The 23,131-nt window shown below is 37.8% G+C and carries 19 protein-coding genes and 1 tRNA gene; 15 read left to right on the forward strand and 5 right to left on the reverse strand.

The features are described from left to right. Positions 1–178 precede the first annotated feature (178 nt). The 8 genes from C1642_RS04605 (at position 179) to C1642_RS04640 (ending at position 9,948) form a co-directional block, all read left to right on the forward strand. Positions 179–265: transfer RNA gene (locus tag C1642_RS04605), tRNA-Leu, on the forward strand. Positions 266–798: 533 nt separating this feature from the next. Continuing rightward, entirely contained in the window at positions 799–2,067 is a 1,269-nt protein-coding gene (locus tag C1642_RS04610; RefSeq protein ID WP_000194112.1) for a sensor histidine kinase, read from the forward strand. Positions 2,068–2,135: 68 nt separating this feature from the next. Continuing rightward, on the forward strand, positions 2,136–4,886 hold the full coding sequence (gene glnE / locus C1642_RS04615; RefSeq protein ID WP_098729526.1) for a bifunctional [glutamate--ammonia ligase]-adenylyl-L-tyrosine phosphorylase/[glutamate--ammonia-ligase] adenylyltransferase: 2,751 nt from the start codon (positions 2,136–2,138) through the stop codon (positions 4,884–4,886). A gap of 24 nt (positions 4,887–4,910) precedes the next feature. After that, positions 4,911–5,837 carry a branched-chain amino acid transaminase gene (locus C1642_RS04620; protein WP_001046506.1) on the forward strand — a complete coding sequence of 309 codons (927 nt, stop codon included), beginning with the start codon at positions 4,911–4,913 and terminating at the stop codon, positions 5,835–5,837. A 67-nt stretch (positions 5,838–5,904) separates the two neighbouring features. After that, a complete protein-coding gene (locus C1642_RS04625) occupies positions 5,905–6,792 on the forward strand; it encodes a mitochondrial fission ELM1 family protein (protein ID WP_103235979.1) in 888 nt (295 codons plus the stop codon). 13 nt (positions 6,793–6,805) lie between these two features. Next, the gene (locus tag C1642_RS04630) at positions 6,806–7,615 is read left to right on the forward strand and encodes a polysaccharide deacetylase family protein (RefSeq protein WP_103235980.1); all 810 of its coding nucleotides are present in this window, start codon (positions 6,806–6,808) and stop codon (positions 7,613–7,615) included. 2 nt (positions 7,616–7,617) lie between these two features. Beyond that, positions 7,618–8,595 (forward strand): glycosyltransferase, encoded by a 978-nt coding sequence (locus tag C1642_RS04635; RefSeq protein ID WP_046879447.1) that lies wholly within the window; start codon positions 7,618–7,620, stop codon positions 8,593–8,595. 282 nt (positions 8,596–8,877) lie between these two features. Next, entirely contained in the window at positions 8,878–9,948 is a 1,071-nt protein-coding gene (locus C1642_RS04640; RefSeq protein WP_000857007.1) for an ELM1/GtrOC1 family putative glycosyltransferase, read from the forward strand. Between the two features lie 87 nt (positions 9,949–10,035). Here C1642_RS04640 and C1642_RS04645 read toward each other — a convergent pair whose 3' ends face one another. Continuing rightward, complete coding sequence (locus C1642_RS04645; protein ID WP_000288747.1) at positions 10,036–10,707, reverse strand: hypothetical protein; 672 nt, start codon at positions 10,705–10,707, stop codon at positions 10,036–10,038. 115 nt (positions 10,708–10,822) lie between these two features. Here C1642_RS04645 and C1642_RS04650 point away from each other — a divergent pair, with 115 nt between their 5' ends. From C1642_RS04650 to C1642_RS04665, 4 genes are all read left to right on the forward strand, one after another. Beyond that, complete coding sequence (locus C1642_RS04650; protein WP_000192776.1) at positions 10,823–11,512, forward strand: SGNH/GDSL hydrolase family protein; 690 nt, start codon at positions 10,823–10,825, stop codon at positions 11,510–11,512. Positions 11,513–11,665: 153 nt separating this feature from the next. Continuing rightward, the gene (locus C1642_RS04655) at positions 11,666–12,721 is read left to right on the forward strand and encodes a glycosyltransferase family 4 protein (RefSeq protein WP_000691781.1); all 1,056 of its coding nucleotides are present in this window, start codon (positions 11,666–11,668) and stop codon (positions 12,719–12,721) included. A 314-nt stretch (positions 12,722–13,035) separates the two neighbouring features. Next, entirely contained in the window at positions 13,036–13,881 is an 846-nt protein-coding gene (locus C1642_RS04660; RefSeq protein ID WP_001182910.1) for a glycosyltransferase family 2 protein, read from the forward strand. Further along, entirely contained in the window at positions 13,878–14,972 is a 1,095-nt protein-coding gene (locus C1642_RS04665; protein WP_000721802.1) for a glycosyltransferase, read from the forward strand. Before C1642_RS04660 ends, C1642_RS04665 begins: the two co-directional genes overlap by 4 nt. A gap of 11 nt (positions 14,973–14,983) precedes the next feature. Here C1642_RS04665 and C1642_RS04670 read toward each other — a convergent pair whose 3' ends face one another. From C1642_RS04670 to C1642_RS04680, 3 genes are all read right to left on the reverse strand, one after another. Further along, the gene (locus C1642_RS04670) at positions 14,984–15,202 is read right to left on the reverse strand and encodes a hypothetical protein (protein ID WP_001251488.1); all 219 of its coding nucleotides are present in this window, start codon (positions 15,200–15,202) and stop codon (positions 14,984–14,986) included. 139 nt (positions 15,203–15,341) lie between these two features. Continuing rightward, a complete protein-coding gene (gene aspS / locus C1642_RS04675; protein ID WP_000986451.1) occupies positions 15,342–17,120 on the reverse strand; it encodes an aspartate--tRNA ligase in 1,779 nt (592 codons plus the stop codon). A gap of 170 nt (positions 17,121–17,290) precedes the next feature. After that, the gene (locus C1642_RS04680) at positions 17,291–18,055 is read right to left on the reverse strand and encodes a DUF4184 family protein (RefSeq protein ID WP_045900295.1); all 765 of its coding nucleotides are present in this window, start codon (positions 18,053–18,055) and stop codon (positions 17,291–17,293) included. 136 nt (positions 18,056–18,191) lie between these two features. Between C1642_RS04680 and znuD the strand changes: the two genes are divergently transcribed. Continuing rightward, positions 18,192–20,267: a zinc piracy TonB-dependent receptor ZnuD gene (gene znuD / locus C1642_RS04685; protein ID WP_103235981.1), complete on the forward strand. Its 2,076-nt coding sequence runs from the start codon at positions 18,192–18,194 to the stop codon at positions 20,265–20,267. Between the two features lie 75 nt (positions 20,268–20,342). Then, positions 20,343–21,806: a phospholipase D family protein gene (locus tag C1642_RS04690; RefSeq protein WP_065708330.1), complete on the forward strand. Its 1,464-nt coding sequence runs from the start codon at positions 20,343–20,345 to the stop codon at positions 21,804–21,806. A gap of 314 nt (positions 21,807–22,120) precedes the next feature. Here C1642_RS04690 and C1642_RS04695 read toward each other — a convergent pair whose 3' ends face one another. Next, complete coding sequence (locus tag C1642_RS04695; RefSeq protein ID WP_001290064.1) at positions 22,121–22,567, reverse strand: hypothetical protein; 447 nt, start codon at positions 22,565–22,567, stop codon at positions 22,121–22,123. Between the two features lie 164 nt (positions 22,568–22,731). Between C1642_RS04695 and C1642_RS04700 the strand changes: the two genes are divergently transcribed. After that, positions 22,732–23,115 carry an RcnB family protein gene (locus C1642_RS04700; RefSeq protein ID WP_103235982.1) on the forward strand — a complete coding sequence of 128 codons (384 nt, stop codon included), beginning with the start codon at positions 22,732–22,734 and terminating at the stop codon, positions 23,113–23,115. Positions 23,116–23,131: the final 16 nt, after the last annotated feature.

Raw genomic sequence — 23,131 nt, forward strand, 5'->3', positions numbered from 1 at the left:
CAGGAAAAACACCGCAAAAATTGCGCCTAGTATAAACTTTTTCGCTTTTTAATGGCTGTGCTTCTGGCCTAAATCATGAAAAATGTTTAAATGATCTAAAAGTGAACGATAATATTCACTTAGGGTTTGACAAGTTTTGCAAACGCGCTAATATACGCAACACAAACATACTTCCTCTCCCGAGGTGGTGAAATTGGTAGACGCGGCGGACTCAAAATCCGCTGTCAGAGATGACGTGTCGGTTCGAGTCCGACCCTCGGGACCAAGATTCAGAATCTTTTGATTCTACGAAAACCCCTAAACTAACGGTTTAGGGGTTTTTTGTTGGATATAAAAAGTTCCTAGACTTTAAAAAATTGTGAACTACTTACTTTGGTTCCGAGGGTCGGGATCAAATCGTTTATAAATTTAGAGCTATTAAAGGTCTTTTAATTTTTCAATTTAAGAAGACTTTATTTAAATATGAAATGCATTTGATAAAAGCAAAATTTGAGTCGAAGTTAAGGTTTCATATTTATAAGATGATTTAAGTTAATTTTTATCTCTTTTTTAGCTAATTTTGACTTCCTATTTCTTATTACTTACAACTCTTTCTTCCAAAAAAATTGTTGTATTTTTCTAAAGCATACCCACTTTATGTATCTGAAAACCTTTAATTGAAACTTCACATTTCTATTTCGAAAAGAAAGTTGCTCTTTTAATGTACTGTGTTAAAGTTTGTAGTAGATCATAATGATTATAAGTACATTCTTCAAAAGAGCGGTTCCGACCAACAATGACAAAATCTGTGAGGCGGGCATGACACAGCGATTAGAACTACATCAGGTAGAGCAGTTAACAGCTTGTAAAATATCACTATTACTTGGATTAAATGCCGAGCAGAATTATATTGAGCAATTTTTCCGGTTTAGTCTTCGCCTGTTGAAGTGTCAAAAAGCTTTGCTTACTTTTAATCAGGAACCTTATTTTTGGCATCATTGCCCGGATGGCATGACTGCAATTTCCTTTAAACCTTCAAGACACCTAAAACAATGTTTTGCTAAACAACAGGTGATTCATCACAATCATCCTTCTTATCAAAATTTAATCAACTATTTAAAAGAGCTAAATATTGAATGTGGGCGTGCCTTAGCTGTCCATTTGGTGCAGCCTGACCAGACATCTATGGGATTTGCAGTTTTCTTCGATGACGATGAAAATTGTTTTGAAGATGATCAAATTCAGTTGCTTCTCGATTACTGTTCTAGTTTTATGCAACAAGTCGAGTTGAAGTTTAATTATGAAGAATTAAATGAACTCTATGAGCAGCAAGTCGCGCTGAACTCGAGTAAAACAAAGTTCTTTTCCATTATTTCACATGACTTGCGGGCACCATTTCATGGCTTGTTAGGTTTCTCCGAAGTGTTAGCTAAAGAACGTGAAACACTGGATGAGTCGAGTATTCAAAACATTGCCGATTATTTATACGACACTTCTCAATCGACCTATAACTTACTTGAAAGTTTGCTGACATGGGCAATGGCCGAAGGTGGTCGCTTTGTTTATCACCCAATTAATTTTAAGCTTAGACAAGTGAGCAATATTGTTTGTGATGTGCTGCATACTTTGGCTTTAAAGAAAAATATTGAATTGGTAAATGCGGTTTCCGAAGATTTAAAAATCTATGCCGATATCAATATGATGACTTCCGTGATCCAAAACTTGGTGTCAAATGCATTGAAATTTACCGATGTTGACGGCTCAGGAAAAGTATTCATTGAAGCGAAGCAGGTGGGTACAAATGTCGAAATCACTGTACGTGATACAGGGCTTGGCATGACTGAACAGCAAATGGCAAATTTATTCCATCCGCGTATTACAGCAAGCTTTAAAGGTACCGCTGGGGAAAAAGGTGCGGGTTTAGGTTTGAGCTTATGTAAGCGTTTTGTCGAGATTAATCAGGGGAAAATTAGTGTAACTTCCCAAAAAGGAGTGGGAACGACATTTAAAGTTTTATTACCCTCTGCTCAAGAAGTCCCTGAACATCATGTAGAACAACAAAATACATCTGAAGCAAAATTGGTTTAATCCCTTTTCCTACTACTACTTGAACTGCTATAACTAAAAAGAGAGTCTGAGGAAAAGAGCTTTTTTATATGAATGCGGAGCAGTTACAAAAAACATTGCGTGCCAGCCAATATGCTGAACAAGTTTTAGGGTTACATCAGGCTGTTTTAGAAAAAGATTATCAAATAGATCAATTTGCTGCACCGCTCTCAACAGAACAAATTTACCAACTTGTAGACACCACCCTTGACGGAATTGGCGATGAAATAACGTGGATGCGTGCGCTTCGTATACTGCGCAGTCGTTTAATGTTTCGCTGGATCTGGCAAGATGCCAATCAACTGACGGATGTCGTTACACTTACTCGTGAACTTTCAGACTTTGCCGATGCAAGTATTTGTGCCGCAAAGGCTTTTGCTCGTGTTGCATTGGTTGCTAAACACGGCGAACCATTAAGTTATTCAGGCAAAGTTCAAGATTTGATTGTGGTTGCCATGGGTAAGCTTGGGGCACAGGAATTAAATCTATCAAGTGATATCGACCTGATTTTTGCCTTTGATGAGCAAGGCGAAACTAACGGTCGTAAATGTATTGATGTACAGCAGTTTTGTATTTTGTGGGGACAAAAACTTATTTATTTACTTGAACATATCACCGCCGATGGTTTTGTGTTTCGAGTAGACATGCGCTTACGGCCTTGGGGCGATGGCTCAGCATTAGCGATTAGTCATGCAGCTTTAGAAAAATATTTAAGTCAGCATGGCCGTGAATGGGAACGTTACGCATGGATTAAGGCACGCGTAGTTACTGGGGGTAAAGAAGGGCAAGACTTATTAGAAATGACACGTCCTTTTGTATTCCGTCGTTATGTCGATTACACCGCTTTTGCTGCTATGCGCGATATGAAAGCGATGATTGAGCGCGAAGTATTACGTCGGCATATTGAAGATGACATTAAGCTCGGGGCAGGCGGTATACGCGAAATTGAGTTTATTGTTCAGGTGTTCCAGCTTATTTACGGCGGTTCTAAACGTGAGCTGCAAGACCGTCAATGTTTAGTCAGTCTTGAGCATATTGGTGAGGCAGGCTTGTTAGAAAAACAGGCCGTACTAGAGCTTGAAGATGCTTACCTATTTTTGCGCCGTGTTGAACATGCAATTCAAGCCTTGAATGATCAGCAAACGCAACTATTACCAGAAGAAGCAGATTTACGACAACGCATTATAGATACCTTGGGTTTTACGAGTTGGAATGAATTTATTGATGTTCTTAACGAGAAACGCCAAAAAGTAAAAGTCCAGTTTAAGCAGCTCATTGAAGACACAAGTTCCAATGCAGCTACCGAGAACTTTGGACAGTTAGAGCAGCAGCTAGATGAAGTGTTAGATGATAATGCAAAAAATCTAATTCATGAGTTCTGGCATGGTCATGCACTTAAAAAACTTCCTTCCAATGCGGTGCAGCGTTTAAAAACGTTTTGGCCCCATTTAATTGAAGCCATTTTACAGTCTGAACAACCACAAACTGCATTATTACGTTTAATGCCACTGATTGAATCAGTCATGCGTCGAACCGTCTATTTGGTAATGCTGATTGAAAGTAAAGGGGCATTACAACGCTTAGTAAAAATGGCGACAGTGAGCCCGTGGATTTGTGAAGAGTTAACGCAATATCCGGTATTGCTGGATGAGTTCTTGTCGATGGACTTTGAATTACCAAAACGTAAGGACTTGGAAGACTCATTACGTCAGCAATTACTTCGTATCGAAATTGATCAGGTTGAAGATCAAATGCGGGTACTTCGCCTGTTTAAAAAGAGTAATGTGTTAACGGTCGCTGCAAGTGATGTGTTAGCTGAAAGCCCTCTTATGAAGGTATCTGATGCTTTGACAGATATTGCAGAAGTCAGTGTTAATGCAACTCTTAATTTAGCTTATCAGACCGTAGCAAAGCGTCATGGTTACCCAAAAGATGTCGAGGGAAAACGTTGTTCACTCGATTATAAAGCTTTTGCTGTCATTGGTTATGGCAAGGTGGGTGGCATTGAACTGGGCTATGGTTCGGACTTAGATCTGGTCTTTATTCACTATCTAGATGAACAAGCCGACACGGATGGTACTAAGTCAATAACTGGTTTTGAGTTTGCTATGCGTGTCGCTCAAAAGTTTATGTCTTTAATGACCACTCAAACGCTTGATGGCCGCGTTTATGAAATTGATACACGTTTAAGACCTTCAGGTGAGGCTGGTTTATTAGTGACAAGCCTGAAAGCCTATGAGCATTATCAGTTGAAAAGTGCATGGCTTTGGGAGCATCAGGCATTAGTTCGTGCCCGTTCTATTGCAGGTGATGAAGCGCTTTGCCAAAAATTTGAAATATTTCGCCGCGAGATATTGACTCAATCTAGAGATGAGGCTTATGTTCGTGAGGAAGTGCTGAAAATGCGTCAGAAAATGAAAGACCACTTAGGTTCATCTTCTGAACAAAAAAAACATGGTATTTTTCATTTAAAACAGGACGCAGGTGGTATCGTAGATATCGAATTTATGGCACAGTATGCTGTACTTGCATGGAGCGGGACGAAACCCGATCTCGCCCATTATTCTGATAATGTAAGAATATTAGAAGATGCTGCTAAAGCAGACTGCTTATCCAGTGAAGATGCCACAGCATTAATTCGAGCCTATCTTAGTGAACGTGCCGAAAGCCACCGCTTAGCCCTTGCGAATCAATCCATGCAAGTAAGCGCAGCGGATTGGCGTAGTACCCGTGCGGTCGTTTGCAATTTATGGCAAAGATTAATAGACCCAACCGCCTCGGTTGAGTTGGATAGTGAATGATTTTATAACAATTTGGAGTGTTCCATGAATTTGGCTGATCGTGATGGTTTTATTTGGCAAGATGGACAATTAATTGATTGGCGTGATGCAAAGATTCACGTTTTAACCCATACTTTACACTACAGTATGGGCGTATTTGAGGGTGTTCGTGCTTATGAAACTCCTAAAGGTACTGCAATTTTCCGTCTTCAAGACCACACAAAACGTTTGTTAAATTCAGCAAAAATTTATCAAATGAAAGTGCCATATGATCAAGCAGCGCTTGAACAAGCACAAATCGATGTTGTTCGTGAAAATAAATTAGCTTCTTGCTATTTACGTCCACTGATCTGGATCGGTTCAGAGAAACTTGGTATTGCAGCAACAAATAACACTATTCATGCCGCTGTTGCAGCATGGGCATGGGGTGCATATCTTGGTGATGAAGCAATGGCGAAAGGTATTCGCGTTAAAACTTCATCATTTACTCACCATCATCCAAACGTGACCATGTGTAAAGCAAAAGCATCTGGTAACTACACGTTGTCAATTCTTGCTCACCAAGAAGTTGCACATTCGGGTTACGATGAAGCAATGCTTATGGACCCACAAGGTTATGTATGCCAAGGTTCTGGTGAAAACGTATTCTTGATTAAAGATGGTGTTTTACACACTCCAGATATTGCGGGTGGCGCACTTGACGGTATTACACGCCAAACAGTGATGACGATTGCTAAAGATCTTGGTTATGAAGTTGTTGAGCGTCGTATTACGCGTGACGAATTCTATATTGCCGATGAAGCATTCTTCACAGGTACTGCTGCTGAAGTAACACCAATTCGTGAATACGATGACCGTCAAATCGGTGCGGGTTGCCGTGGCCCAATTACCACTGAAATCCAAAAGACTTTCTTTGATGCAGTTCAAGGTAAAAATCCAAAATATGAACACTGGTTAACTTACGTAAAATAAGTTAATCCGTTAACATGAAAAGGCGAACGTTGGTTTCGCCTTTTTATTTTTGGGTTAGGGAGCTTTTATGCATATTGTCTATGTCTCTGATGGTAAAGCAGGGCATCGCTCACAAGCTTTAGGCTTGTTTCAGGCGATGCAAAGACAGCAGGCAAATGCAACTTTTGAAGAAGTCTCTATTAATGACTTGCCTGTTATGTCCTTAATCAAAGCGCTTTTTTCTTCAAAAAAATCTCTATTTCAACAGGCGCCCAATTTTATATTTGGTGTTGGAAGTCATACGCATTTTCGTGTCTGGTTGCTCGGTAAAATTTTCAAAAAGGCTAAGACCATTATTTTAATGAAGCCAAATTTACCGACGGTTTGGTTTAATTATGCTGTGATTCCAGAGCACGACGGTATTCCTGCGAATAATCGAGTGATTGTTACGCGTGGGGCATTAAATCCCATTCGTAATGAAAAACGCCATCAAGCTTCTAGAATTTTAATTGCATTAGGTGGTTCATCAAAACGGCATCAATGGAACCAAGAAAAAGTATTATTAAGCGTGCAAAAGATTGTTGAGAATAATCCGGATGCCGAAATCATTCTAACGACTTCACGTCGAACACCAGCAGAGTTTATTGATATTTTAAGACAGCAAAGTTTTGCCCAGCATTTACAAATATTTCCGGTTGAGCAAACACCTCAAGGCTGGATTTTTGAAGAGATGCAAAAAGCAGAAGCTGTATGGGTAACAGAAGATAGTGTTTCTATGGTTTTTGAAGCACTTACTGCGGGTTGTCGCGTAGGGGTCATAGCAATCGATCGGTTGAAAGACGATAGAATTACGCACTCGATTGATAAAATGATAGAATCACAACTAATTTCACAGAATACTTGTGTCGTACAGTTGCCACAACCTTATGCTTTTAAAGAAGCAGACCGTGTGGCAACATATCTTTTAGCGAAATAATGAGTTTGGCATTGTGTTTTATATCCTGATTTTACTGGTCTTGCTTATTGTGTTATTTAGCTATAAGTATGCGTGGTGGAAGCCAGCAGTGGATTGGAATCGACCACGTGTATTGATGTATCACATGGTACGAGACCATATTAATGGTGCCAAATTTAATAAGCTTCGGGTCAAGCCCGCTGAGTTTGAAAAGCAAGTTGCCTGGATGAAAGCGCAAGGCTTCCATTTTGTAACGATGCAGGAATTGCAAGAGAACTGGGGAAAGCACCCAGCCAAAACAGTTGCCATTACCTTTGATGATGGTTATTTAGACAACTTACAAAATGCTTATCCCATTTTAGAAAAATATCAGGCCAAGGCAACCATATATGTGGTGGTTGATCGTCATGATCGTGATTGGTCAACCTATAAAAAAGAACATCATAATAGTGGTGAACTCATGCGTGAGGGTAAGTTGAATGATGCTCAAGTCAAGCAACTGGCAGATAGCGAACTGATTGAAATTGGTTCACATACGTTAACGCATGCTAATTTAAACAAACTGGATGATACGGATTGTTTAAAAGAACTATCAGATTCAAAGCAGTGGCTTGAACAACTGATAGAAAAACCAGTAACCAGTTTTGCTTATCCATTTGGTATTTACTCAGACCGAGATGTTAAACTGGCAAAACAGTCAGGGTATAGCAATGCAGTGACCACAATGGAAGGCATTGATGATGAACAGCCAGACTTTATGCAACTACAACGTATTAAGATCAGCGGAAAAGATTCATTATTCGCCGTCAAACTTCGTTTAAAACTTGGTACGCGTGAGGGCTAATCATGAAAATTACGCTTGTGATGGCAAGTGATGAGGAAGGTGGCCTAGAAAAGCATGTACTTGAGCTGGCTGCTGGTTTATCACAAGCACATGAAGTTTCTTTAATTGCACATCAGAAATATCAAAGTCAGGTGGAAAGTTCGGTAAACTTTGTTGCTTTTGATATGAGTGGCAGTCGTTATAACCCGTGGACGAAATATCTGCTTAAAAAAACAATATTGGGGACAGAACCACAAGTGCTACATGCTCATGCTTCTAAAACGGCCAAACTGTTGCAAGGCATGATTGTAGGTTTTGATTTCCCTTGTGTGGTGACTATCCATGGTGCAAAGAAAAAGATTGATTCTTACTTGGCATTTGATCATATCATTTGTGTGAGTAAGCGACTCGCGCAGATTGTGGGGCAGCCGGAAAAACTCAGTGTGGTCTATAATGGTATTTCTTTGAATATGCCTGCTCAATCATTTGTAAAAAATAGAAAATTTATTGCCATTGGGCGTTTAAATGAAGTGAAAGGTTTCGATCTTTTACTGGCTGCTTGGCGGAACATTTCACACCAATTAACTATTGTTGGTGATGGTGAAGAACGAGAAAAGTTAGAGCAATTGATTCAAGAGTACCAATTAGCTGATCGGGTTCACTTGTATGGGTATAGCGACAATATTCACCCATTGATTACAGACCATGAGGCTTTGATTGTGTCTTCCTTGCGTGAAGGGGGGCCGTATACACTTGCTGAAAGTTTATTGCTTCAACGTCCTGTGTTAGGAACTGATGTCGGAATGATGGCTGAGTTTATTCCTGTTGAGTTTCTATGTGAACCAAATAATATTGAAGCATTGCAACAAGTGATTCAAAACTATTTGGATGTGGTAGTCCCTGAAGCAAGTTTTAAAAAGGCTTATGCTCTGGCACAGGAACAACTGACTTTTACAAAAATGATTGATCATACGGTCCAAGTCTATCAATCATTACTATAAAATTCATACCATTTATTTAGGTTTTTCAAGATATATCAACTAAAAAATATCTTGAATGTAATAATATGTTTTTTTTAATTATAAATTGTTGTTGTAATTATATAAGAGGATTTGTAAATGTTATTGTTAAATTTTCTAAGAAGTTGTGAAAATTAATATTCTCTTAAGAGTTTAGTATTAACATAAATAAAATAATCTAAATGTAACTGAAAATTTCTTAAAAGGTTTCATCTTTTTTAGAACCTTGAGATAAGTTTTAATTTTGAATTTTAAGGATCTAGCTTGAAAACGCAGCAGCTTTCTTCCTCAAAACAAGTAATTTTAGCCCTGACAGATGATAAGGCTGGTCATGAAACACAGACCCAAGGAATTATTCAACTTCTAAATCAAAATCAAGAATATAAAGTTGAGTGGATTCATTTGGAACAACCCAATCACTGGTTGTATCGTCTGCTTCGCTGGCTATTAAATTTTCACATTGATATTAATTGGTTACGTTATTTTGTGTCTGATGAGATGCTTCAACGTTTAGATGATTTGCCTGTCGCGTATATTATTTCCTCAGGAGGTAATACTTTAATACCAAATGTTCTATTAAAAAAGTACTTTTTGATTAGAAAATATAATGTAAAAAATATTGTGGCAAGTTCATTGAGAGGAATCTCACCAAAAAAATTTGATGTGATTTTTACAGTACGTGAGCAACAAGCATCATTAGAGCATTATTTATATTACCCTATTGCACCGAATAAAATGACTAGCCTTCAGCTAACTCAAGATCAAGCAAGGAAGAATCTGGAAATCAGTTCTCATGAACAAGTAATTACAGTACTCATTGGTGCTGATAGTGAAAAAGTAGGAATTTGTTCGCCATTACAGTGGGCAAAGTTACTACAAAATATTCGTTTACAATTCCCAGAGTCCCGACTACTTCTAACCACTTCAAGAAGGACATCAATGAAATTTGAAACTGAGTTGAGGAACTATTGTGAAAAAATGGAGATTTTTAAAGCACAAGATAAAATGACATGGGTAGCTAAAGGGCAAGCGTGTGATATTAAAAACTATATTAAGGCTGCAAACTGGGTGGTATGTAGTCAGGATTCTACCTCAATGATGGCTGAAATCATGATGGCTGAAAAGCCTCTTATAGTTGTATATAATCAGACTGAAATGAAGGATCCATTAATTGATTCACAGTTATCAATGCTTGAAGAAAAAGGATGGTTATTTAAACTGGATATCGAACATTTATCAGAAATCAATCAATATCTTGACCATTACCATCAAGTGGTTCATAGCCATAATTTATATAAAGCCTTAAATAATCACTTAGCTAGTGAAAAATTATAAAATACTTACTAATTTTTCTGATGATAAAATTCAAAATGATTGGTTATTTATTGTTTACTATAGTTAAATAACCAAACAATTTTTTCTTTAAACTTGTTTGTAATTAATAAGCATAATAAATTTCTTAAAAAATGGTTGGATAGCCATTGGCATGTATGCAGAGCTAATAAATTTAGTGCTAACCTCATGAATATTAAACATTTTGCAGAACATAATGCGATGATGGCCTTGATTTAATTTATCTTTTACCCCCATAGATCGACACAGCATGATATGCATTGGATGTGCAAAATTATATCCATCAGTTTGAAATGATTGAAGAAGTTTTTTATATCGCTCATTACGTTTTTCTTCGCTTAAGCGCCAACGCGGATTAGTCCAGTTATAAGCTGTTTCTGGTGTTTTGATATTTCTTTCTAAATGATTTTCCGTGATATCTGTAAGTAGGATCCGGTAAGATTCACTACTAAAGTTTTGGCGGCGTGAACGAATTCTTTTGATAAATGAACCAAAAAAGTTGAAAATAAATCCTTCAGACTGGAAAAAAAAGCGGGTAGCGATAAATTTTTTATCGAGTATATCTGGACCTTTTAAATAAATAATTGTGTCTTTATTTTGTGTTTGTGTGCATGCCAGTAAAACAACTACATCACAGTCGATAGAGGCAAATGGTAAATTGAACTCTTGTTGAGGAAGAGGTGCGAGACTTTCTCTATGTACATGATATATCTCAGAAGATTGTCCTAACGATGTGTACATAGATCCTCACAAATATAATATGGAATAATATAGCATTTATGTTTTTCACAATAATGTAACATATGCCTCTTTTGTGGCTTATAATAACCTCATTCAATCTCTTTGGGAAATTCCGATGACTCAACTACGTTATATTGCTTTAGGAGGGTGTAATACAATCGGAGAAGTTAACAATATTGGGGCTGCCTATCCTGAGCGAGTTGCTCAAGCAAAAGGGTGGCAATTGAAAAATTATGGTTACACCATGTGTAGTACTCGTGAAGGGGTGCAATTTTTTAATCATAAAGCGGATGTACGAACTGCGGATATTATTAGTATCCAATATGGAGGGGTTGATAGTTGGTTAACGTTTAAAGGTTCTCCTTTTGTTTTATACTACCCAGATAGTCCATGGCGTAAATTCTTGCGTAAACTTGTTAAAAAGTTAAAAAAATATGCACGTAAATTTCATTGGCATCGATTGGTTGGTACAGAGAATGTTGTCCCTTTAGAAGAATATATGGCAAATATTCGATATATCATTGAACATAGTCAAGCTAAATATATTTTGTTAATTGATACTTATCCGAATTTAGATAAAAGTCGTGAACCTAGAATTCGTGAATATAATCAGGCTTTAAAAGCCTTATCTGATGGTAAGCGTGTTTTATATGTTCCAAATTATGAGCGTTTGAGTTTAGATGAAACTAGAAATTATGACGATCAAACCCATTTATCGGCAGTGGGCCAACAGGTTGTTGCAGATGCCATTATTGAAGTTATAGATAAACTCAGTGCTAATGGTAGGCTGGAAACAGGTAAGTAAGAGTTGTAATAAAGTATTATCACTATTCACTCACTAAGTCTATTGTTTAAACTAAACATAGTGAATACTTTTAATTTTTAGTACCATCACAAATTGAAAGGCGAGCTTATTCTCTCTTTAACATGTTTGTCTTTTAAATTTAGGCAAAAATTTATGAAAATTATTAATACTGTTTATGGTGATGCAACAGGCGGTCGTTGGCAAGCCATGTTGAATATAGCTGATACATTAGAGCTTAATGGTCATCAGGTTGTTCTGCTGCGTGGTGTTGAAAATGAACACCTCAGTAGTGGGTCACGTCCAATTCATGTCATTCCTAATACCGGTTTTTATAGTATTAATGCTGCTCTAAAAGTTAGAAAATTTTTGAAAGAACAACAACCAGATGTAATTATTGCCCATAGTGGAAAGGCTGTTTGGCTATTTAAAAATGCTCAGATCGGCATGTCAAAAAAGATACCTGTTATTGCTGTGAATCATAGCCATAATGTAAAAAGGACGATCAGAGCTGATGCATTCATTCATATCACACCTCATATTCAAGAGCTGGTGAAATCTCTATTAACAGAAAAGCAAAAATCAATAAAAATGCATCGTGTAATTTCTAATCTGATGCATCTGCCGGAGGAGCCCGCACTTCCTCAACCTTTTAGGAACCCGGTTACTATAGCAATGCTAACCCGTATGATACCAAATAAGGGTGTCCATGTCCTAATTGAAGCTATTCATTTATTGAATCAAAAGAATATTCAGGTTAAAGCAATACTTGCTGGTGATGGAGAAAATAAAGCCGAGTATGAAAAAATGGTTCAGGATTTTGGTATTGAACATTTAGTTCAATTTCCTGGATGGGTAAATGCGCAGCAAAAAATTGAGATTTACCATACAGCAGATATTATGGCTATTCCTTCTCTAAATGATATTCAGCCACTTGGAATACTTGATGCTTTTGGTTGGGGAAAGGTTGTCTTGAGTAGTGATCATGTTGGCCCTTTACAAGTATGTAAGCATCGAGAAAATGCTTGGGTTGCCAAAGTGGGCGATGCTCAGGATTTGGCAAATGGCATTGAATATTTAATCAAAAACCCAGATCTTGCATTACAGCTCGCGCAGCAAGCCAAGAAAGAAGCATTAGAAAAGTATTGCTTTGAACAAATAGCAAAAGAGCATAATGACTTTATCCATGACGTTTATCATTACTATAACTAGTTGATTAGATGAATTAACTATTTTTAGAAAGATATTATAGTGAGTGCAAAAAATCTTAAATGAAGATATTTAATCAATTCAGAAGGGGAGACCGCGTAATATCCATTAATATTAGCAAACTTACTCTGCAGGTTTTCTGTAGGTGGCTGTTATCGGTATACCCCATTGTATAAAAGTAAGTATATAAAAAATGGAATGAGTTAAGCTAATTATGAGCTAATAATTTTTTATCTGTTAATTGAAATGGTAACTATGTTGATTTTAAAGAATCAAGTAAAAATAATTAAGATTTTTACTAGATATGAGTATATTAAATGCAGCCTTTAGTTTCGGTAATTATACCTTGTTATAATCATCGCCAGTATATTCTTGATAGTATCAAGTCTGTTATAAATCAAACTTATAAAGCTATTGAACTCATCGTTATTGATGATGGTTCAAAAGATGGTTCATTTGAGGAAATAAAAAAAATAGAGTCAGAATGTCGAGGAAGATTTAAACGGTTCGAATGTTACACACGTGAAAATAAAGGTCTGAGTGCGACACTAAATGAAGCAATACAATGGTGTCAGGGAAAATATGTATCTCTGATTGCGTCAGATGACATAATGTTCCCTGAGAAAACATTCAGACAAGTCGAATACCTTGAAAATACTCCTGTTATTGGGGTATTTAGTGCAGTAGCAATTATTGATGCGAGTGGAAATGCAGTTACTACGAGGATCTCTAATAAGACATCATTTTCATTTGAAGATATTATTCTAAATAAGCATGATTTGCCCGCATGTACACAAATGCTTCGTTTGAGTACTTTAAAAGATGTAAATGGGTATGATAAAAGTATAAAAGTTGAAGATTGGTACTTGTGGTTAAAGCTAACAAAGAATGGTGAAAGACTCGACTATATACCAGAAGTCTTTTGTGGTTACAGAGTACATGACTCTAACTTTTCTCATAATCATTTAGCAATGTATAATGATATGAAAAAAATTATACAAGACTATAAATTTCATTTTTTATATCCTCTGGCTGAATATAAAATTAATAGACAAATAACAAAAGCGCTTTTTAAAATAAATAAATCTTTTTCTGGATATTTATGGCTAAGAGTAAGTAACTGGTTTAGATATTATTTATTGAAGTTGAAAATCTGGAAATGAAGAAAATACTTTTTATTGTTGATAACTTAGGTAAGGGTGGTGCTCAAAGCATTACAAGTGCTCTCGCAAACTTTTTAAGCCGCTCTTCATTAATTAAAGTCACAGTTTGTGCACTTGATAATACGAATCAGGAATGTCATCTTGAACCATCAGTTGAACTTATTAGTTTAAATATTCGCCATGATTTTTCTTATGGTAAATTGTGGAAAAGGAAAAATTTAACAAAAGCTGAACAGGTTATGGTTGAAGAAAAAATTAATAAGAGGAATTATAATTTAATTATTTTAGGATTTCACAATGGATATTATCTTTATGACTATCTTAGACAAAAAGATAAAATCTGGTTTTGGGTACATGGGGAGATATTAGAGAGAAGAGCTTTTAAGGATATTTGGGGGCAGTTGCGTAGTTATTTACGTTACGAACGTCATAAAATTTATTTTAAACAATTACTTAAGGGGAAAAGAATTGTTATTGTCAGTAAGCATCTCGAAGAAGCATATAAAAAGATCTTAGAATCATCAGAGTTTGTAACAATTCCAAATGGTATTGAATTACCAGAAAACACAAACCGTTTTAATTCAAAAAAGTGGGATGCTTTATTTTTAGGGCGTTTAGTGAATCTTAAGCAGGTTGATCATACTATTAAGGCGTTCAATAAAGCAAACGTGAGCGGAAAACTTGGAATATTAGGTGATGGTCCTGAAATTTTACCTTTAAAAAATTTAGTGAATAAATTAAATCTACAAAATCGTGTAGATTTCCTTGGTTGGTCCAGTAGTCCGCAAGATTTTATATGTCAATCTCGGTGTGTGGTTATGAGCTCATCAAGTGAGGGAAGCCCGATATCTTTATTACAAGCTTTGAGTTTGGATGTACCAATAGTAAGTTATAACTCAAGTAGTAGCATCGCATTACTCTTTGATAATCCGATTATGAACCGCTATCTAATTCCAAAAAATGACATAGAGAAGTTAGCCATTGCTTTAAAAGAATGTATTAATCATCCTTATGACATACCAAAAGAAGTCAAAAGTATTATAGATATGGAAACAATGGCTAAGTCTTTCATAAACTTGATTCAAGATTAAGTTTATGAATTTTATTTTTGGTCCGCATTACCTTTGAGCACCATATAAATCAGTGCAACAAAGATAAGTAATGCTCCGATTAAACTACTTACACAGAAATAAAGAATACGTTGGTTCGTCGTGAGGTTAAATAATTCATTCGCAAGGATGTAGCGCATGAAAAACCATTGTGCGAGGGAGAATACAATCACGACTAAAGCATGTCGACGTACATCTGGGCGCATAGCCATAAAGCTGACCTCTAAATTAAAAGCACCTTATTATGCCACTGACCAGCATATTCGCAAAGCATAGCTTAGGTAAGTCGAATATATATCTTATTTCTTAATAAAAAACCCTGCAATTGCAGGGTTTTTTATTAAAGAGCAATTAAGCTTCTTTCTTTTGTTGTTCACGTAAGCGGATGCCCAAGTCACGAAGCTGGTTTGCTTCAACAGGAGCCGGTGCTTGAGTAAGTGGACATTCAGCAGTTTTCGTTTTAGGGAACGCAATAACATCACGAATTGAAGTCGCGCCAGTCATAAGCATTACTAAACGGTCAAGACCAAATGCCAAACCACCGTGAGGAGGTGCACCGTAACGAAGCGCATTGAGTAAGAAGCTGAATTTTTCTTCTGCTTCTTCATCAGAAATACCAAGCGCTTCAAAAATCGCTTTTTGCATTTCTAATGTGTAAATACGAAGTGAACCACCACCAACTTCAGTACCGTTCAATACCATGTCGTAAGCAACAGAAAGTGCTTCGCCTGGATTGCTCTTCACATCTTCTACGCTAGATTTAGGTAATGTGAATGGATGGTGAACAGAAGTCCATTTGCCATCGTCAGTTTCTTCAAACATTGGGAAGTCAACAACCCAAAGTGGAGCCCACTCACAAGTCGCAAGGTTCAAGTCATGACCGATTTTGACACGAAGCGCACCCATTGCATCATTTACAATTTTAGCTTTGTCCGCACCAAAGAATACGATATCGCCATTTTCAGCGCCAACACGTTCAAGCAATTGCATTACGATTGGTTCGATGAATTTAACGATAGGAGATTGAAGACCTTCAATTCCTTTTTCGATTTCATTGACTTTAATGTATGCTAAGCCTTTTGCACCGTAGATACCGACAAATTTAGTGTATTCGTCAATCTGACTACGTGTTAATGAACCTGCACCCGGTACACGAAGTGCTGCAATACGGCCTTTAGGGTCTTTAGCTGGACCTGCAAATACTTTGAACTCAACTTCTTGCATTAAGTCTGCAACATCAACGAGTTTTAACGGAATACGCAAGTCTGGTTTGTCAGATGCATAATCACGCATTGCTTCGCTGTATGGCATACGGCGGAATTTTTCAAATTTTACGCCAAGCAAGTCGTTAAATAATTTAACAGTCATACCTTCCATCAAATCCATAATGTCATCGTCGTTTAAGAACGATGTTTCAATGTCGATTTGAGTGAATTCAGGCTGACGGTCAGCACGTAAGTCTTCATCACGGAAACATTTCGCGATTTGGTAGTAGCGATCAATACCACCAACCATCAACAATTGTTTGAACAATTGTGGTGATTGTGGAAGTGCATAGAAGCTACCATTTTGTACACGGCTTGGTACTAAATAGTCACGCGCACCTTCAGGGGTTGCACGAGTTAAAATCGGAGTTTCAACGTCTAAGAAACCATGGTCGTCTAAATAGTTACGAATCAAGTTGGTTACTTTAGAACGGAAGCGTAAACGCTCTAACATTTCTGGACGACGGATGTCCAAGAAACGATATTTTAAACGGTGTTCTTCAGACACGTTAATTGTGTCGTCATTTAATGGGAATGGTGGAGTTTCAGATGCAGCAAGAACTTCGATTTCTTTGCCTAAAACTTCGATTTGACCACTCACCATATTTGGGTTTTCAGTACCTTCATAACGGCGACGAACACGACCTGTAATTTTTAATACATATTCAGAACGTGCTTTATCTGCAGTTGCAAATGCTTCTGGAGTATCTGGGTCAATAACCACTTGAACGAGACCATCACGGTCACGCATATCAAGGAAAATAACACCGCCATGGTCACGGCGACGATGTACCCAACCGCATAATGTAACGGTCTGGTCGATTTGGGCTTCAGTTAAAGAGCCACAGTAATGAGTTCGCATCATGATGAAGATTATCCAAACTATATTGGCTGAAAAGACGGATGCGTAAACCGCGCACCATCAAAAAAATAAGTTTTCGATTATGCCCTGTTGAATGGCATGCCACAAGAACTAGATCAAAAAACAGCTATAATTTAGCTAAAAATGAGCAATTTGGCAGCAAGTTTAGCTATTTAGCCCATTCTTTGTTGTCCATCTAAAAATAAGAATAATAGACATCCCAAACTAAACGTACTTAACCAACCTTGCATAAACTCATTAATAGAGCGGCCAGTAAAATAATAGGTATCAGAATGCCAAACCTCATGGGGAATATAACGGGCATAGTCCCAAAATGAAAATAAGCCTAAAAGTGTAGATAAAGCAAATAAAGACCAAGCAAAAATTTTAATTTTATAATTTACTTTCCAATGCTGTTTATGGCGCTGATAGTAATGAATACTCATCCAGCCTAAAAAAGGTAATGCCAGAGCAGAAGAACCGAGTTGAAGAAGGCGATGCAATGGATAAGGACGGCCAAACAAGTGAACAGTTTGCGATAAAAAGTCTTGAAATATAAAAGTTCTAAAGTCTGAGTGGGTAAGCCCATCCCAAATGAGATGTGTTGCTATACCAATGAGTAGAGCAATTATAATTCCAATAAAAAAGCTAAAAAAATGTCTAAAAGAATCTAGTTTTAAATCGTGTTGGATACCAAAAAAACGGTAAACCACAGGTCGGTAAAGTAAATACCAAATGACACAGAATAATAACCCTAATGCAAGGTTTGGGTAGAAAAGCCCCTTCCATTGATGAGTCAGCATACCTGATTGCATTGTAAATAAGCGGTAAAGATCGGGCGTCATACTGCCAATTGCTAAGGCGGCAATGGGTAACGTGTTTCGGCTCAATTTAGCAAGTGGAGGGGCGATAACGGCATGAGAGATGGTAAAAGGCATTATAAAACAGGAATTACTCACATCATTTAATTGGCCAGTCTAACGAATCATCTGATTAGAAATGTTTTTTATTGCAAAACAACTGAAATGTTATAATATAACAAAACAAAAGGCGTAGCGATCAGAGAATCACCTCATGTTGTTCTATAAAAATATTTTGACCATATCCATTTTGGCTGCCATATCCATACCTGTATTTGCAGCAGAAAGTGAAAATGTTGAAAAGCTAGAAACTATCCGAATTAAGGCTCACCCACTTGAGCAAACGTCACAAGATTTTGCTGTTGCAGATACTGTGGTTGATCAAAAGCATTTGACTGAAGGGGCCGCCACTATTGGGGATGCGCTCAATAGTGAGGTGGGGATTTATGCGAATCAGTTTGGGGCTGGTTCAAGTCGCCCGGTGATTCGTGGCCAAGATGGGCCACGTGTTAAAGTTCTTCAAAATTCATCTGAAAATGTGGATGTCTCAACTTTGTCTCCTGATCATGCTGTAACAGTAGATCCAGTTCTCGCAAAACAAGTTGAAGTGATTCGTGGTCCCTCTACTTTATTGTTTGGTGCGGGAACTGTTGGTGGTTTAGTCAACGTTATTGATAACAAGATCCCTACACAAATGCCTGAAAATGGTTATGAAGGACAAGTTGGCTTACGTTACAACACTGGAAGTGATGAAAAGCTGGCGAGTGCTGGGGTAACTGTAGGGTTGGGAAGCCAAGTTGCATTACGTGTTGAGGGGTTAACACGTGATGCGAATAACTATATTGCACCAAACTATATTCATGAAGGTGAAAAAGAGCGCCGTGTAGACAATACCTTTGCACAAGGTGATTCAGTGAATGTGGGGTTGTCTTGGATTTATGATCGCGGTTATACGGGTATTTCGTATAGTAACCGTCGAGACCAGTATGGTTTACCGGGGCATAGCCATGAATATGAAACCTGTAGCGCTCATTTAACAGGTAGACCACATTTACATTGTGATGCTCATGAGCATGATCATGAAGAGGGTGAAGAGGCTCATGCCCATGAAGAACATGAGCATGAACATGGCGGTCCATGGATTGACTTAAAGTCTGAGCGTTATGATTTTAAAACCGAGTTAAACGATCCATTTGCAGGCTTCCAAAAGTTACGTGCCCAAGCGAGCTATACAGATTATCAGCATGATGAGATTGAAGAAGGGGCAATCGCAACTCGATTCCAAAACAAAGGTTATGATGGGCGTATTGAGTTAGTCCATAACCCTATTGCTGATTGGGAAGGGGTAATTGGTACCCAGTTAGGCCAACAAAAACTAAATTTAACTGGTGAAGAAGCATTTATGGCACCAACCACTACCAAAAAGTGGAGTATTTTTGCTTTAGAACATAAACAATGGAAAGGTGTTCATTTTGAACTTTCTGCTCGTGCAGATCAGCAAGAAATCGATGTAGATGATAACTCTAAACAAGATTTTGACGGTTCTGCTTTTTCCTATGCAGGCGCTGCTAACTGGGAGTTTGCGCCAAATTATAAGCTTTCATTTGTAGCATCACACCAAGAGCGTCTGCCTCTTGCTCAAGAGTTGTATGCAAATGGTGCCCATTTTGCGACCAATACTTATGAGTTAGGAAATGATCAACTCAGTAAGGAAAAATCAAATAATGTTGAGTTAGGTTTGCATTTTGATCATGACAAACTTGATTACCATCTTCATGTTTACCATAACTGGTTTGATGACTACATCTATGCGCAAACCCTTGACCGTTATAAAGACTTCCGTTTAGTTCAATACACTCAAGATAAAGCTCGTTTCTATGGTGCAGAGGGTGAAATTGGTTATCAAATTACGCCAATGTACAAGATCAGTGCTTTTGGCGATTACGTGCGCGGTAAGATTGATGCCGAGGGCAATGCTCCACGTATTCCGGCTGGGCGTTTAGGTACTAAAGTTGATGCAGATTTTGGTGACGGTTTTAGTGGTTCTGCTGAGTACTATCATGTCTTTAATCAAGATAAGATTGCGGCTTATGAAACCGAAACAGAAGGCTACAACATGCTCAATTTAGGGGTAGCATACTCTGGACAATATGGTGCAAAAACAGATTATCGCGTTTATTTAAAAGCGAATAACTTGTTAGATGACACGGTTTATCAACATGCGTCGTTCTTATCAAATATCCCGCAAGTTGGACGTAACTTTACCGTCGGTGTAGATTTTAGTTTCTAAAGCTTCAACACGAAACTAAACTTGAAAAATCAAGCCAAAAGACCTAATTTGAAACCATCAAGTTAGGTCTTTTTTATGCGTATTTTTCAGCGAATTCATCAAAAGTTAAATTGGTCAGGACGTCGTTATATGGCGGTCATACTTTGCGTTGTTGCTATTGCATATCTTGCATCGGCAATTTATCACACAGTGAAACCATTGCCGCAAGGAATTAACTTTAGTGGCAAGCTCAGACATGCCGATGTTAAATTTTTAGCCGATAAAACGTATATTGATGCGAACGGGCAACAACAGGTTGATCAGCACATCTTTGATGAAATCTTGAAAATGATTGATGAGGCAAAAACCACAATTGTGGTGGATATGTTCTTATTTAATTCAGAAGTAGGCGATTCAAAACTAAAGCAACGACCATTGATGCAAGAGCTCACTGATGCATTAGTGAGTAAAAAAAGACAAAACCCTCAAATTCAGGTTGTTATGATTACCGACCCGATTAATTCGGTATATGGTGGACTAAGCCCTGAACACTACCGTCAATTACGCCAAGCTGGTGTTGATGTCATCGAAACGAATCTGGCACCTTTACGTGCTTCTAACCCATTCTGGTCAGGGTTTTGGTACATCTGTTGCCAAAATATTGGCAATAATCCAGAGAAAGGCTGGTTACCCAACCCATTTGGCGATGAAAAAATTACGCTACGTAGTTATTTGAACTTATTTAACTTTAAAGCAAACCATCGTAAAACTGTTGTCGTTGATACCGATGCGGGTTGGAAGTCATTGGTGACCTCAGCAAATCCGCATGATGGTAGTTCGCGCCATTCTAATGTGGCATTGGTGGTAAATGGAGCCACAGCTGCTGATGTACTTCAAACCGAAGCTGCTGTTGCGCAAATGTCAGGAAGTAGTTCACCATCACTTATTTTAGGCGATTTTGAAAAAGACGTTAGCAAGCCTCAAATTCAAGTGCTAACTGAAGGGGCAATCTATGAAGCTGTATTAAAATTAATTAATACGGCTAAACCTAAAGAACATCTTGATTTAAGTATGTTCTATTTGTCTGAACGTAAGATTATTAAAGCTCTAAAAAGTGCCCAAGAACGTGGCGTTATTGTTCGTGTTTTACTCGATCCAAATAAAGATGCGTTTGGTAGACAAAAGAATGGTATCCCAAACCGTCAGGTAGCGTCAGAGTTACATGCTGCTGGCATTCCAATTCGTTGGTGTGATACTCATGGCGAGCAGAACCATAGCAAAATGATCTTGAAATATAATGCTCAACAAGCTGAGTTAATTGTAGGATCTGCCAATTTTACAGCCCGTAATTTAAAAAATTATAACCTTGAAACGGATATGTTGGTTGTAGGCAAAGTTCAAGATCAAGTCTTTAAAGACGCTCAGAATTACTTCAATACCTCTTGGTCAAACCTACAAGGTAGACAGATGAGCGTGGACTATGCGAAGTATGCCGATGAGTCTAAAGTGAAGTATTGGATTTATCGTTTTATGGAATGGTCAGGTTTATCGACTTTTTAATTACTATCTTGAAGTTTTCCAAAAAAATGGCTTGTGCTTAGAGTCATCCACAACCTGAGCGAGGGAAAGCAAACATCGTTTGCTTCGAGCGCAAGACAAACAAAGTGCGTAGTTCAAACACAAGCATAGCTTTCGCCTTGCGGTACGGCAAAGATTATTAATCTTTGCTATCTGTACCTCAGGTTTTGTGGATGACAAATGCTTTTGGTTACTTTGGGCGAAACCAAAGTAACGAATTAGCTACTACAAATAGAAATTAAAGCGGTAAGACCCCGTCGTGCTAATTAAAAATAGAGAATAAAACTTTGAATATTTTAAGGCGCTGGCGGAATCAACTGATCCAACGCTTTATCATCTAACTTTTCTATTTCACTCAAATCCGTCTTAATTTTCCACTGCGACTCATCATCTACAGGATTCGGCAAACGCGCTTCAAGCCAATCACAAACCACATCTGGAGAAAACTCAGGGTGATTACACTGAATAACCCATGATAAAAAATCTTTTGCTTCACCATTCATGTAAGGTGGTGGAGACACAGGAAAGAATAAAGTAGGTAAACGTTCATTCGTCGACAGGTAATTTAAAACATGACCTAGTTCTTGAACGGTTTGCCATGCGAGAGGGTGTTGTACATCAATACTGAACTTAAACCACCAAGCGTGTTCGCCATCTGCTCCATGAGCCATGATACGGGCTTCTTGTACACTTGGAACTTTGCAGAAAAATTGATGAAGACGTTCAAAACTGATTTCAGACACAGCAATTGACCTAGCTTGAAAAATGCTAATGGTAGCACAGATACAGATTCTTCATATTTTCTTTATAGTCATTACAAACAATATCAATCAAAGCCATTTTATTCATGGTTTCTCCTTGACTCTCTCTTAATCTAGCTTCAGATCAAGATAAAAAGGAATACTCCATGAAAAAGCCTATTGTTCTCGTACTTTCAACATTAATGTTGGGTATGTCGGCAACTGCGATGGCCGATTCAAATCATCGTTGGGATAACTATCACGGTAAAGACCATAATCGCTATGAACAGCGTCATGATTATCGTTATGACCACCGCAATGATCATAGAGCTCCTGTTTGGTCACATTCTGAGCGTGGCAACCATTATGGCCGATATGTAGCCTTTAAGCGCGGTGATCGTATTCCTGTGGAATACCGTAATAGCCATTATTATGTTTCAGATTGGCATGCACATCGCTTATATGCACCACCACGTGGATACCACTGGGTGAAAACTCCTAACCAATACTTATTGGTTGACTCGAAACATCACATTTATCGAGTTCGTTAAATGTAAAATAAAAAAT

The sequence above is a fragment of the Acinetobacter sp. AKBS16 genome, assembly GCF_002899995.1.
In the GTDB taxonomy this organism is placed as follows: domain Bacteria; phylum Pseudomonadota; class Gammaproteobacteria; order Pseudomonadales; family Moraxellaceae; genus Acinetobacter; species Acinetobacter baumannii.

What these genes read in the sequence shown, in the direction of transcription:
- C1642_RS04610 (WP_000194112.1), top strand. Translation starts at nt 799, where the DNA reads ATGACACAGCGATTAGAACTACATCAGGTAGAGCAGTTAACAGCTTGT.
- glnE (WP_098729526.1), top strand. Translation starts at nt 2,136, where the DNA reads ATGAATGCGGAGCAGTTACAAAAAACATTGCGTGCCAGCCAATATGCT.
- C1642_RS04620 (WP_001046506.1), top strand. Translation starts at nt 4,911, where the DNA reads ATGAATTTGGCTGATCGTGATGGTTTTATTTGGCAAGATGGACAATTA.
- C1642_RS04625 (WP_103235979.1), top strand. Translation starts at nt 5,905, where the DNA reads ATGCATATTGTCTATGTCTCTGATGGTAAAGCAGGGCATCGCTCACAA.
- C1642_RS04635 (WP_046879447.1), top strand. Translation starts at nt 7,618, where the DNA reads ATGAAAATTACGCTTGTGATGGCAAGTGATGAGGAAGGTGGCCTAGAA.
- C1642_RS04645 (WP_000288747.1), bottom strand. Translation starts at nt 10,707, where the DNA reads ATGTACACATCGTTAGGACAATCTTCTGAGATATATCATGTACATAGA.
- C1642_RS04650 (WP_000192776.1), top strand. Translation starts at nt 10,823, where the DNA reads ATGACTCAACTACGTTATATTGCTTTAGGAGGGTGTAATACAATCGGA.
- C1642_RS04655 (WP_000691781.1), top strand. Translation starts at nt 11,666, where the DNA reads ATGAAAATTATTAATACTGTTTATGGTGATGCAACAGGCGGTCGTTGG.
- C1642_RS04660 (WP_001182910.1), top strand. Translation starts at nt 13,036, where the DNA reads ATGCAGCCTTTAGTTTCGGTAATTATACCTTGTTATAATCATCGCCAG.
- C1642_RS04665 (WP_000721802.1), top strand. Translation starts at nt 13,878, where the DNA reads ATGAAGAAAATACTTTTTATTGTTGATAACTTAGGTAAGGGTGGTGCT.
- C1642_RS04670 (WP_001251488.1), bottom strand. Translation starts at nt 15,202, where the DNA reads ATGGCTATGCGCCCAGATGTACGTCGACATGCTTTAGTCGTGATTGTA.
- aspS (WP_000986451.1), bottom strand. Translation starts at nt 17,120, where the DNA reads ATGATGCGAACTCATTACTGTGGCTCTTTAACTGAAGCCCAAATCGAC.
- C1642_RS04680 (WP_045900295.1), bottom strand. Translation starts at nt 18,055, where the DNA reads ATGCCTTTTACCATCTCTCATGCCGTTATCGCCCCTCCACTTGCTAAA.
- znuD (WP_103235981.1), top strand. Translation starts at nt 18,192, where the DNA reads ATGTTGTTCTATAAAAATATTTTGACCATATCCATTTTGGCTGCCATA.
- C1642_RS04690 (WP_065708330.1), top strand. Translation starts at nt 20,343, where the DNA reads ATGCGTATTTTTCAGCGAATTCATCAAAAGTTAAATTGGTCAGGACGT.
- C1642_RS04700 (WP_103235982.1), top strand. Translation starts at nt 22,732, where the DNA reads ATGAAAAAGCCTATTGTTCTCGTACTTTCAACATTAATGTTGGGTATG.